13 protein-coding genes are annotated in these 11,507 nt (G+C 69.7%); 8 read left to right on the top strand and 5 right to left on the bottom strand.

Annotated elements, in window-relative coordinates; all coding sequences use genetic code 11:
- Window positions 1-93: 93 nt before the first annotated feature.
- From ACFPZ3_RS60145 to ACFPZ3_RS60130, 4 genes are all read left to right on the top strand, one after another.
- Window positions 94-885: an arginase family protein gene (locus ACFPZ3_RS60145; protein WP_379523443.1), complete on the top strand. Its 792-nt coding sequence runs from the start codon at window positions 94-96 to the stop codon at window positions 883-885.
- A gap of 90 nt (window positions 886-975) precedes the next feature.
- Window positions 976-2,079 carry an SPFH domain-containing protein gene (locus tag ACFPZ3_RS60140; RefSeq protein WP_379523442.1) on the top strand — a complete coding sequence of 368 codons (1,104 nt, stop codon included), beginning with the start codon at window positions 976-978 and terminating at the stop codon, window positions 2,077-2,079.
- 124 nt (window positions 2,080-2,203) lie between these two features.
- Window positions 2,204-3,331 (top strand): site-2 protease family protein, encoded by a 1,128-nt coding sequence (locus ACFPZ3_RS60135; protein WP_379523441.1) that lies wholly within the window; start codon window positions 2,204-2,206, stop codon window positions 3,329-3,331.
- Window positions 3,332-3,409: 78 nt separating this feature from the next.
- Window positions 3,410-3,559, top strand: a complete 150-nt coding sequence (locus ACFPZ3_RS60130) for a hypothetical protein (RefSeq protein ID WP_379523440.1) — start codon at window positions 3,410-3,412, stop codon at window positions 3,557-3,559.
- Between the two features lie 21 nt (window positions 3,560-3,580).
- On the opposite strand, the gene ACFPZ3_RS60125 is transcribed toward ACFPZ3_RS60130, so the two are convergent.
- Both ACFPZ3_RS60125 and ACFPZ3_RS60120 read right to left on the bottom strand, forming a co-directional pair.
- Window positions 3,581-4,453 (bottom strand): alpha/beta fold hydrolase, encoded by an 873-nt coding sequence (locus ACFPZ3_RS60125; protein WP_379523439.1) that lies wholly within the window; start codon window positions 4,451-4,453, stop codon window positions 3,581-3,583.
- Window positions 4,450-5,613 (bottom strand): FAD-dependent oxidoreductase, encoded by a 1,164-nt coding sequence (locus ACFPZ3_RS60120; protein WP_379523438.1) that lies wholly within the window; start codon window positions 5,611-5,613, stop codon window positions 4,450-4,452. The genes ACFPZ3_RS60125 and ACFPZ3_RS60120 overlap by 4 nt, the downstream gene beginning before the upstream one ends.
- Before the next feature lie 88 nt (window positions 5,614-5,701).
- Between ACFPZ3_RS60120 and ACFPZ3_RS60115 the strand changes: the two genes are divergently transcribed.
- On the top strand, window positions 5,702-6,265 hold the full coding sequence (locus ACFPZ3_RS60115) for a TetR/AcrR family transcriptional regulator C-terminal domain-containing protein (RefSeq protein WP_379523437.1): 564 nt from the start codon (window positions 5,702-5,704) through the stop codon (window positions 6,263-6,265).
- A gap of 35 nt (window positions 6,266-6,300) precedes the next feature.
- On the opposite strand, the gene ACFPZ3_RS60110 is transcribed toward ACFPZ3_RS60115, so the two are convergent.
- Window positions 6,301-6,915: a TetR/AcrR family transcriptional regulator gene (locus ACFPZ3_RS60110; RefSeq protein WP_379523436.1), complete on the bottom strand. Its 615-nt coding sequence runs from the start codon at window positions 6,913-6,915 to the stop codon at window positions 6,301-6,303.
- Between the two features lie 126 nt (window positions 6,916-7,041).
- On the opposite strand from ACFPZ3_RS60110, the gene ACFPZ3_RS60105 reads away from it, so the two are divergent.
- Window positions 7,042-7,446 (top strand): hypothetical protein, encoded by a 405-nt coding sequence (locus tag ACFPZ3_RS60105; protein ID WP_379523435.1) that lies wholly within the window; start codon window positions 7,042-7,044, stop codon window positions 7,444-7,446.
- Here ACFPZ3_RS60105 and ACFPZ3_RS60100 read toward each other — a convergent pair.
- Window positions 7,443-9,611, bottom strand: coding sequence for a beta-L-arabinofuranosidase domain-containing protein (locus ACFPZ3_RS60100; protein ID WP_379523434.1), 2,169 nt, complete (start codon window positions 9,609-9,611; stop codon window positions 7,443-7,445). The two genes, ACFPZ3_RS60105 and ACFPZ3_RS60100, sit on opposite strands and share 4 nt — an antisense overlap.
- A gap of 158 nt (window positions 9,612-9,769) precedes the next feature.
- On the bottom strand, window positions 9,770-10,081 hold the full coding sequence (locus tag ACFPZ3_RS60095; protein ID WP_379523433.1) for a hypothetical protein: 312 nt from the start codon (window positions 10,079-10,081) through the stop codon (window positions 9,770-9,772).
- A gap of 204 nt (window positions 10,082-10,285) precedes the next feature.
- Here ACFPZ3_RS60095 and ACFPZ3_RS60090 point away from each other — a divergent pair, with 204 nt between their 5' ends.
- On the top strand, window positions 10,286-10,552 hold the full coding sequence (locus tag ACFPZ3_RS60090) for an ArsR/SmtB family transcription factor (protein ID WP_379523432.1): 267 nt from the start codon (window positions 10,286-10,288) through the stop codon (window positions 10,550-10,552).
- Window positions 10,552-11,469 (top strand): cation diffusion facilitator family transporter, encoded by a 918-nt coding sequence (locus tag ACFPZ3_RS60085; protein WP_379523431.1) that lies wholly within the window; start codon window positions 10,552-10,554, stop codon window positions 11,467-11,469. The genes ACFPZ3_RS60090 and ACFPZ3_RS60085 overlap by 1 nt, the downstream gene beginning before the upstream one ends.
- The last annotated feature ends 38 nt before the right edge of the window (window positions 11,470-11,507 follow it).

Genomic DNA, 11,507 nt, shown 5'->3' with positions numbered 1-11,507 from the left:
TCAACGAGGCCCTTCCCCATTGGTGGCGATGGCCCAAGAACTTCGGACTTACTCGTCTAGCCCTTTGATCCTGGCCTCTCGTAGGGTCGCCGCATGACGACTGTGCTGTGTGTACCGCAATGGCAGGGTTCGGCGTCGAGCAGGGCACCGCGGTTGATGGCCGGTGCTCGCCGAGCCGCGGAGCTCATTCCGGCCGACGCCGTGGTGACCGTGCCGGTGCTGGAAACCGCCGGGGAGAAGGTCGCCGGGATCCGCGCGTTCGAGGCGCTCGTGGAGAACCAGCGGCTGACGGGGAAGGCACTGGCCGGCATCGACGACCGGGTGATCACCATCGGCGGCGACTGCGCCGTCGACATCGCGCCCATCGCCGCCGCCCACGCCCGCTATGGGGATGCTTTGACGGTGTTGTGGATCGATGCGCACCCGGACGTCTACAGCCCGCAGACCCTGCCGTCGGGCGCCTTCCACGGGATGGTGGTGCGCGCGTTGCTCGGAGACGCGCCGGCGGGCCTGGCGCCGGAGCAGCCGCTGACGCCCCAGCAGGTGATCATCGCGGGAGAGCGGGCGGGCGACGTGTCCGAGCACGAGTACCTCGCGAAGACCGGCCTGCGCAGGTACGGCGTCGACGACCTGGAGCGCGTGCTCGACGGCCTGCGCGGCCCCGTGTACGTGCACATCGACCTGGACGTCCTGGAGCCCACCGTTTTCGGCGCGACCTGCTATCCGGAGCCGGACGGCGTGCCCCCGCAGCGACTGATCGACCTCGTCTCCCAGATGAACGACATCGTCGGCGCGGCCATCACCGAACACGCGCCCTCCGGTGACGACCTCGACCCCGGTGAGGCCGAGGTGATCCGCCGGCTGGGGACCGTACTGACGCGCTGACACCGCAGGGTGGGGGAATCATTTGCGCTTTTGGGCCCGTTGTAGCATTAAGGAGGGCCGAAAACGGCGGCAGACCCCGGGAGTGATCATATGGAGCTGCTGATCGTCACCGTGATCATCGCCCTTTTCGTGGTGATCACGGTGCTCAAAGCAGTGCGCATCGTGCCGCAGGCGAGGGCCCGCAACGTCGAGCGGCTCGGCCGTTACCACCGCACCCTGCAACCCGGGCTCAACTTCGTCATCCCGTACATCGACCGCGTCTATCCGATGATCGATCTGCGTGAGCAGGTGGTCTCCTTCAGCCCGCAGCCGGTCATCACCGAGGACAACCTGGTCGTCGAGATCGACACCGTGCTCTACTGCCAGGTCACCGAACCGCGTGCGGCCGCGTACGAGATCGCCAACGTCATCCAGGGCGTCGAGCAGCTTACGGTCACCACGCTGCGTAACGTGGTCGGCTCCATGGACCTGGAGAAGACCCTGACCTCCCGCGACACCATCAACAGCCAACTGCGCGGGGTGCTCGACGAGGCCACCAGCAAGTGGGGGCTGCGGGTCAACCGCGTCGAGATCAAGGCCATCGACCCGCCCAAGAGCATCAAGGACGCGATGGAGAAGCAGATGCGGGCCGACCGGGACAAACGGGCCGCCATCCTGAGCGCGGAGGGCGCCAGGCAGTCGCAGATCCTCACCGCCGAGGGCGACAAGCAGGGGCGCATTCTGCGCGCCGAAGGCCAGCGCACCGCCGCCATCCTGGAGTCCGAAGGCCAGTCCCGCGCGATCGACCAGGTCTTCCAGGCCGTCCACCGCAATGACCCCGACCCCAAACTGCTGGCCTACCAATATCTCCAGGTGCTGCCGCAACTCGCCCAGGGTGCGGGGAACACGTTCTGGGTGATCCCCAGCGAGGTCACCTCGGCGCTGCAGGGCGTCTCCAAGGCGTTCACCGAGGCCCTGCCGCGCTCATCCACCACCCGGCAGGAGGCCGCCGGGTCGTCGGCCGCCGATGAGGAGGTCGCCAGGGCCTCCGAGGCGGCCGCCGAAGCCGTGGCCGACGCGCAGAAGGCAGACGAGCCGGGTCGGCTCGGCGCCGCCGCACCCCAGCCAGACGAGCCGGGTCGGCTCGGCGCCGCCGTACCCCAGCCTGAATCCTTCCCCGGCCCGGAGCAGGATCCCGACCAGGCCCAGCACTGATCAAGCGGCTTCCGGAGCTTTGCGGACCTTCCCGGGTCTGACCATGGGGCGAGAAAGGTCAAATCTTCCGATGAGGGACTAACCGCTCTCCCAGCGAGTGGCACCACCGTTGGACTATGACGAGGTGAGGGGAACTCTTCCGCTGGGCACGGTGGCCGGAATCCCGGTGCGCGCGCACTGGTCGGCTCTGGGGCTGGCCGCGCTCATCGTGGCGGGGCTCGGCGGAGTGGTGCTGCCGCGGGCCATGCCCGGACTTGATCACAGACAGTACTGGCCGGTGGCCGTGGTCACCGGAGTCCTGTTCATGGCCTCGCTGCTGGTCCACGAGGTCGCGCACGCGCTGACCGCCCGGCGGTGCGGCCTCAAGGCCGTCGCGATCACCATCTGGGGCCTCGGTGGCTCCACGGAGCTGGAGCAGGAGGCGAAGAACCCACGTGTCGAACTGGCGGTGGCCGCGGCGGGACCGCTCGCCAGCCTGGGCATCGCGGTTCTGGCCTTCCTCGCGTTCCTGATCATGCCCAAGGCGACGCTACCGGCCTCCGCCGTCGTCTGGCTCGCCACCATGAATCTGCTGCTCGGTCTGTTCAACCTGCTCCCTGGTGATCCTCTGGACGGAGGGCGCGTCCTGCACGCGCTGCTGTGGTGGCGGTTCGCGGACCGCTTCCGCGCGGACAGAGCCTCGGCCAGAGCAGGGCACATGCTCGGTACGACGCTCATCGCGCTCGGGCTCTTCGGCACCCTGTTCTGGGGCTGGCTCGGCGGTCTGTGGCTGCTGCCGCTGGGCTGGTTCATCGTCACGGCGGCACGCCAGGAACTCACTGTCAAGATCGCCCGTGCTGGATTGCGCGGCCTGGCGGTGCGTGAGGTCATGACTCCCGACCCGGACCGGGCGCCGGCCTGGATGACGGTGCAGGAGTTCGTCGACAGAGTCGTCCTGGGCTCCCGCCAGACGGTCTTCCCGGTCGTGAGTGTCCACGGCGCTCCGATCGGCAGCGTCTCGCTGTTCATGCTGATGGCGGTCCCCCGCGAGCACCGGAGCGTCACGCGCATCGAGACCCTCAGGGTGGCGCGTCGTCCGGTAAGGGTCGTCTCACCGGACGACGAAGCCTGCCGGCTGCTTGAGCAGCCGGCCCGGGGTCAGTTGATCGCCGTGGTCGAGGGCGGGCGTCTGGTCGGCATGGTGACCGGCACGGACCTGGATCGCATTCTCGGGCAGGCGTTGCTGCGGGCAGGCGTGGACGCGACCGGCTGACCTCGGAACACGGCTTTCCCCGATGTCGGTCACGCCCACGGCGCTTTCATGTCCGGTGGCGGGGGTAGGGGCAGGCGCATGGCCACACTCATGGATCGGGTGCGCGCGTACCTGCGCAGCCCCAAGGGCAGGCAACAGGTCGAGAAGGCTAAGCGGATGGCGCGTGACCCTCGCAACCAGCAGCGGGCGAGGAGTTTCCTGGAGCGGTTCCGGGGTCGGCGTCACTGATCAGGGAGCCGGCGGCGCGCGTCATCGCGCGCCGAAGAAATCACGTAGGGCCCGGGCCACGACGAGCGGGGCTCCGTCATCCTCCGGCCCCGAATGCCCGACTCCCGGCAGGGCGATGCTGCGCGCGTGCGTGAGCACCTCGGTGAGCTTCTGGAAGGCGACGCCGAAGTACGCCGCGCTCCTGGTGCCGCCGAGGAGCAGCACCTGCGCATCGAGCGCCGCGTAGTCCGCCGCTGTGTCGGCCACCTCCCTGATCACCTGCGCGTCGAAGTGGAGCGTGGGGATGAGCGCCTCGACCGGCACCTCGTCGGCGGCCCCGTCGCCCTGCAATCGTGCCCCGATCGCCAGCAGCGGCACGAGGGCGAAGCGGGGGACCCTGGTGAACAACGACGGTTCGGCGGCCAGGCCCTTCAACCCCGTGACCAGCGCGGACGCCGACCTTCCCGCGGCGATCTCGTGGTCGAAGCGCGTCACCCAGTCCACCGGCACCGAACCGCCGATCGACAGCGGAGGCTCGTACAAGGCGATCCGGTCGAGGGCGGGCGTGACCAGGGCCGCGCGCAGGACGACGAGCGCGCCCGAGCTCAGGCCGAAGATCTGTGAGGCGCCGGTCGCGGCGACGAGTGCCCGCAGGTCGTCGACCTCCCGCAGGACACTGAAGCCCGCACCGTGGGGTCCGCTCAGCCCGCGTCCGCGCCGGTCGGGCACATAGACGGTGAAATCGGCCGACAGCGCGGCGGCGAGCCTGGTGAAGTGTTGCGATGCCTGCATCGCGCCGTGCACGAGGATCAATGCGGGGCCGCGACCGCGTCGCCGGTAGCCGATCGTCGTCCCGTCGGCGGAACGAACCTGGCCTTCGCTGTAGTCGCGCACGATCGGCGGCGAGCCCTTCACCGTGTCACCCCATCCGCGGCCGGGACGAACCTCTTCTGTGCCTGCTTGCCGACCTCCACGGCCGCGTTCCCGCGCTCCAGCAGGTCGTCCTGGTACTCCGCCAGCGCCGAGGCCAGGCTTCGCTCGCCTCGACCGGCCTCGGCCAGCCGCGCGCACAGCCGTACGGCATCCTGCATCGCGGTGGCCGCGCCGTTCCCGCCGCTGGCCAGCGTCAGATGGGCGGCGTCGCCGAGCAGCGTGACCCGGCCCACCGGCCAGGACGGCATCGGCCGGTCGTAGACCTTGGACCTGCCGACGGCGCTCATGTCGGCCGAGCGCACCAGGTCCCGCAGGTCGGGATGCCAGCCGTCGATGAGGTCCAGCACCAGCTCACGCGCGTCCCCCGTGTCGGTGGCCGCCGGATGATCCGGCGGCACCAGCAGCACCCACCGTACGTAGCTGTCGCGGTAGGGCATGTCCAGCCCGGGAGCGAGCTCGGCTGCGGCCGCGGACGGTTCCCTGCCGAACTGCATCCGTCCCAGCATCAGCGTGACCCCTGGCCCCTTCACCATCGTGCCGCGCCCCGGCACCAGCTCAAGGAAGCGGTCGGTGATGGGTGTACGCCCCATCGCTCCGCACAGGTCCGCGTCGACGAGCCCGACCTCGGGCACCAGGTGCCGCCGCACCACGGAGTTCCCGCCGTCGGCGCCGACCAGCACCTCGCCCGTGGCCTCCGTACCGTCGGAGAAACGCGCGGTCACGGTCCCGCCCGCGTCCTCCGCGAAACCCTTCAGGCGCTTGCCGTGCGCGACCCGGTCCCCCAGGTCGCCGAGCAGGATCCGCCGCAACACCTGCCGATCCATCGCCCTGGCCTCCGCCGCCGGGCCGTCCAGGTCGCGGCTGAGCACCGTGAGCTGCTCGTCGAACATCAGCCCCGGCCCGGTCAAGCTCCCGCTGGTGATCTCGACCAGCTCGTGGAGCCGCGGCGGCAGGCTCGCCCGCAACGCCGCCAGCCCCAGCTGCGCCAGCCCGATCCGGTACCCCTGGAACCGCTCGCCGCTGCCGTCATCCGCCTCGTACACCCGCACGTCGATGCCGGCACGGACGAGCGCGTGGGCGAGCGTCAGCCCGCCGAGCCCCGCCCCGATCACCAGCACACGTCCCACGCCCTGCTCGATCATCACGCCCTCCTCCTACGTGAACAACGTTCACGTGTACATTGTTCACGTACGCGGAGCCGAACTGTCAACCCGCGACTTGGAGGATTCGATGGGGCAGCGACGCGCCCAGGTGCTTCAGGCGGCGATCGAGCTGCTCGACGAGGTCGGTCTGGACGGTCTGACCATGCGGCTTCTGGCCGGCCGTCTCGGCGTGCGAGCGGGCGCGCTCTACCGGCATTACCCCAGCAAGCAGGCGCTACTGGACGCCATGGTCGCGCACCTGGTCACCCCGCCGGTCGACGCCGCCCCGCAACTCGGCGGCCCCTGGGACGAGCGGTTGCGCGGCGTCGCGATCGGCGCGCGTGAGCTCATGCTGGCCCACCGCGACGGGGCGCGCCTCATGTCCACCTTCCGCGACCCGGGCAGCGCGGCCACCGCCTCCTACCACGGCCTCATCGCCACCCTCACGGCCGCGGGCGTCCCCGCGAACACGGCCGCCGTGGCCGTGGACACCGTCATGGCGTACGTCAACGGCTACACGACCGAGGAACAGGCCCGCGCGACCGGCGCCCGGCCCAGAGAGCTCCGCGACCGTGCCTTCCGCGACGGCCTCGAACTGATCATCACCGGGGTCGAAGCCGTCTGCCGCGGTGCGGCTCCACCCGTTCTCTGAGGGGTTCGCGCCGGTTTCGCCGCCAAACATACGGGTCAGCTAGGCCGGGCCGCGGAGTCGGCGACGCCCAGGCGAGCGCGGATGGCGGTCCGAGCCCGTCGGTAGGCGGCGGGATCGTCGTGCAGCAGCGAGAGGGCGTTGGCGGTCTCCATGAACGAGATCAGTTCGAAGGCGAGCTGATCAGGCTCGGTGTCCTCGGCGAGCTCGCCGAGCCGGCGCGCGTCGCCGACGGTCCGTGCGACCAGGCGGCTCCACTCCAGGCCGGCGGCGGCGACGGCGTCCCGTACGCGCCCCGGACGGGCGTCGAACTCGGCGCCGACGGTGAAGAAGAAACATCCGCCGGGGAAGACCCGCCGCTCGGAGTAGCTCAGCCAGTTGTCGCACAGCCGCCACACTCGCTTCACGCCCGGCGGCACCTCCAGCGCGGGCTGAACGACCTCGTCGAGGTAGACGCCCGCCGCGATCCGGATCGTGGCCAGCTGAAGCTCCTCCTTGGAGCCGAAATAGCCGAAGAGGCCGCTCTTGCTCACACCGAGGTCGGCGGCCAGCCGTCCGATCGACAGGCCCTCCAGCCCGTCCTTGGAGGCGATGTCCGCCGCCCGGCGCAGGATCGTGTTCCGCGTCCGCTCGTCTCGCGGTCGGCCCACCATCGGCGACTCCTTTCAGGCACGAACGTTCGTCCAATTATGTCGCACCGTGGTAGCGTCCCAACCAAGCACGAACGTTCGTGCCTAAAAAGGAGAGATCATGAATTCGTTCTGGATGTGGACGCCGTCGTGCTGAGGAGTTCGTGGACGTCAGGACCGGCCGCGGGCATCGACGGGCCCGTACTGGTGGCGGTCACCGCGTTTCAGGCCGACACGGCGCGTGATTTGCCCGGCATCTTCCGCTCCGGCCTCACGCTGCGCCGAGCCTGGCCCCGGCTGGACGGCGCGGTCGGAATGTGGTTGTGGGCCCGGCCGCTGGAGCGAAGGTGCGGCTCGGTGTCGATCTGGCAGGGCGAGCAGGACCTGCGCGGGTTCGTGGCATGGCCGGCACACGTCGCGATCGTGCGACGCTACCGTGGGCGGGGCCGGCTCACCTCCCTCACCTGGCAGGCCGCCCGATGCGACCTCGCGGCCATCTGGGCCGAGGCACGGCCACACCTGTCCGGCGAGGGCGACCCCGCCGGCGGCCACTAACCGGGGAGCCTGGCCCGGGCAGCCGTGGAGACCACCGTGTCCTTCTGGGCGGAGGTCATCAGGCCGGCCGCGACCCATTCCTCCGCGGTGCGGGTCACGGTGGACACGAACTGTCCCTGGTTCGCGAAGGGCGCGTTCTTCCAGACCGCGTCGAGGAACGTCACCGCATCCGCCCGCCCGCGGTTGGGCACGCGGGAGTCGATCCTCCCGAAGACGATGGTCGGCTCGACGCGCTGGAAGTAGGCGTGGTAGCGGTCGGTGTTGTTGATGTACAGAGGGACCAGCGGCAGGCCGTTCACCCTGAAGCTCATCGGCCCGGTGGAGGTGACGGCACGCGCGAGGTCCCCGGACAGGGTGAAGTCCTTGTAGAGGGAGAACTGACGGAAGGTGGTCTCGCTGCTCTTGGCGACCATCGGCACCGGCCCGTAGGCGAAGCTCTGAGTCGTCGGAATGTCCAGCGCCTTCTCGATCCGCAGCGAGAACGGCATCGTGATCCTGATGGTGTCGCCGCTGCGCCACTGCCGGTCGAGCGTGACGTACTCGCCGGGCCTGGCGTCGAGCTGCTGGTCGGCCGCGTTGACCTGGACCATGAAGCCCTTCTCCACCCAGTACGGCACCCGCAGCTTCACCACCAGCCGGCCGTCGCCGGTGACCGTCAGGGTCGTCACCCCCGCGGGGTCGGCCGGGCAGTTCGTGACCTGCTTGATCACGAAGCCCTTCTCCGCCCAGTCGAGCTCCGAGGCCAGGTAGAGGTTCACGTAGAGCGTCGAGTCGTCCACGGACCGGAAATAGATCGAGTCCTGGAACTTGGTGTGGCTCTCCAGTCCGGTGCCGCCGCAGCAGGTGCCGAGGTTGCCGAAACTGCGCGCCGCGCCGGGCCGCATGGGAATGAAGTAGGTCAGCAGCGGATTCGTGGTGCTGTCGGCGCTCCGGCGGGAGGCGAGGATCTGGCCGTAGAGGGCCCGCTCGTAGTACTGCATGTACTTCGGGTCGGCGGTGTGGAAGAACAGGGCCCGGCTCAGTTTGAGCATGTTGTAGTTACAGCAGGTCTCGGCGTTGTTGATGCCCAGGGTGCCGACGATGACGCCCCGCGCGCCGAAGAGCTCGCCGTTGTCGGCAGGACCGGCCAGGCCGCCGTCGGTGAAGACTCGGTGCGGGACGACCATGTCCCAGAAGTTCACGGCCGCGGTGAAGTAGTCGCGTACCTGGTTCTGCTCGAAGACGGACAGGTAGCCGATGAACTGCGGGATGTGCTGGTTGGCGTGTTTCCGGTGGAGCGTGTCCTGGTTGTTGACGGTGGCCGCGAGCAGCGTGGTGTTGTCGAAGCACCTGGCCGTCGCGAGATACTCCTGCTTGCCGCTGAGGGCGTGGAGATCGGCCATCACGATGTTCATGCCGTTGTACTCGCCGGCGATGTAGATGCCCCACATGCGGTCGAGCTGGGCCCGGGGCAGGTGGCCCAGCCTGCTGTGCACCCAGTCGCCCATCTTCAGCACGATCTCGAGCGCCTGCTCGTTGCCGGCGTACTGATAGGCGTCGAGCAGCCCTCTCATGATCATGTGACAGGTGTAGTACGGCGCCCAGATCGTGGGGTACGTCGTGTACTGCTCCAGCAGGATGAACTGCGTCTCGGGGTAGGCGGCCAGGAAGCCGGGGTGGCTCGGCCCGCCGGGTTGCCCCACCTTCGCGGCCAGCGCGTTCTGGCACCGGCCCAGCGCGGTGACCATGTAGTCGACCTTGTTCTGGTAGAACTCGTCGCCGGAGCCCGCGTAGGCCAGGGCGAGGGCGCTGAGGAAGTGCCCGCTGTAGTGACCGCGCAGATTGCCGGTCGCGTCGTCCCAGCCGCCGGGTGGCTGGGCACCCAGGGTGTCCAGTCCGGCATTGGCCCGGAAGTTGGCCAGCATGCGGTCGGCCGAATAGGCCCGCAGGAAGTTCAGGATCCGATCCCGGTTGGCGGTGAACAGGCTCTCGCCCAGGGTGACCTGGCTGTTCGCGAACGGCTTCACGATCCAGCCGCCGGGCACCGGGGGGTCGTTCTGCGGCACAGGAGTCACCGTGCGGGCCGCGGCCTGGGCCGTTCCCGCAGGCGTGGTCAGCGCGGACGAGGTGGCGGCCGCCAACGCTGCCAGTCGAAGCGCCTCGCGCCTGGGCACCATTGCTGTCATTGCACTGTCCTCTCGGGATCCCGTGCGGGCAGCCGGATGGTAGCGCTAACATTTCGCCCTGGAGTTGGTCCGCGTAGTGCGTGTCCGGCTCAGGTCGAAGACGTCAGGCTGCTTTCCAGCCCCACATTTCGGGAGTGTCAACGACCTCATAGCGCTCGTCAAGAGGGCCGGCGCGCTTGCCGTGCGGTGGCCAGCAGGTCGCGGACGGTGACGATGAGTCCGTGCATGGTGTGCTCGAACGCCTCGTCCACGGTCATCAATGGCGCGGCGGCGACCGCTTCGCGCAGGTGAGGGACGGCCAGGCCGGGATGCGCCCGCAGCCAGGACAGCGGGACGGGAGTGTGCCGCATGACCGGCTCACCCTGGTCCTGGCGGCAGTCCATGAGCAGGACGAACGCGAACACGCGCAGCGACAGATCACGGTGCACGATCTGAGCCTCGGCGATGCCCAGCCCGATGGCGCGCAGCATGCCGAGGAAGGCGTCGGTGTGGATCAGGCGGTCCGGGTGGACAGCTCCGCCGGCCTGGCCGTCATCACCGTCGCGCTGGTGCTGACCCTCATCAGCAAACGCAACCTCCCCGCGGCCGGCAGATAGCGGGCCCGTCCCAGAGGCAGCGCTGGATTCCCGCAAGCTCTTGACACACCGTCACGATCACTCACTATCTTTGCTCATATGAACATCTATTCAGATAATGGAGTAGTGGCGGTGGACGGGGAGTTGTGCGTGTGCGACCTGGCCGCGGTGAGCGGGCAGAGCGAGTCGGCCGTCTCCCACGCGCTGCGGCTGCTGCGGGCGCACCGCATCGTCGCCGCCCGCCGCTCGGGCCGGATGGCCCACTACCGGCTGGAGGACCCGCACGTACGGATGTTGCTGGATGTGGCGCTGGCGCACACCGAGCACACCGAGGCCATCCACCCCGAACGCGACGGGACCACCTGATGGGCACCGGACACGGGCATGGGCACGGGGCGGCGCCGGGGCACGCGGGCGGGCGGCATCGCCGGTCGCTGGCCGTCTCCTTCGCCCTGATCGGCGGCTTCTTCGTCATCGAGCTGGTCTTCGGGCTCGTCTCCGGCTCGCTGGCGCTGCTGTCGGACGCCGGGCACATGGCCGCCGACGTGGTCACCCTCGGCGCGGCGCTGGTCGCCACGAAGATCGCCGTCCGGCCCGACACCACCGGCCGGCGCAGCTACGGCTCCTACCGGGCGGAGGTGTTCGCGTCCCTGCTGGCCGTGCTCCTCATGCTCGGCGTCGCGTTGTACGTGGTCATCGAGGCAGCGGGCCGCATCGGCGAGCCCGCCGGCGTCTCCTTCGGCCCGATGCTCGTCGTCGGCGCCATCGGCCTGGTCGTGAACGTCATCGTCCTGCTCCTGCTCCGCTCCGGCGCGAGCGAGAGCCTCAACGTCAAGGGCGCCTACCTGGAGGTCGTGGCCGACACAGCGGGCTCGGTCGGCGTCATCGCGGCGGGCGCCCTGGTGGCCGCCACCGGTCAGGGGTTCTGGGACACGATCGTGGCGCTGGCCATCGGCGTCTTCGTCGCCTTCCGCGCGGTCGGGCTGGGCCGCCAGGTGTTCGCCGTGCTGGGCCAGCACGTGCCAGCAGGCATCGACACCAACGCGGTCGCCGCCGACCTGGCCGTCATCGCCGGCGTGCGCGACGTGCACGACCTGCACCTGTGGACGCTCACCTCCGGCATGAACGTCGCCACCGCCCACCTCGTCACCACAGACCCGGGCGACCACCACGCCGTCCTGGACCAGGCCCGCGACCTGCTGCGAAGCCGGCACGGCGTGGCCCACGCCACCTTGCAGGTCGAGCCGGCCGACCACATCGGCTGCGACGAACCCGGCTGGTGAGGCGGCGTCGGGCCCGCCCAGGGTCTGCTCGACCTCCT

The organism is Nonomuraea insulae (assembly GCF_042656245.1).
The sequence above is the reverse complement of the archived record's forward strand: the minus strand, read 5'-3'. Positions and strand labels throughout refer to the sequence as shown.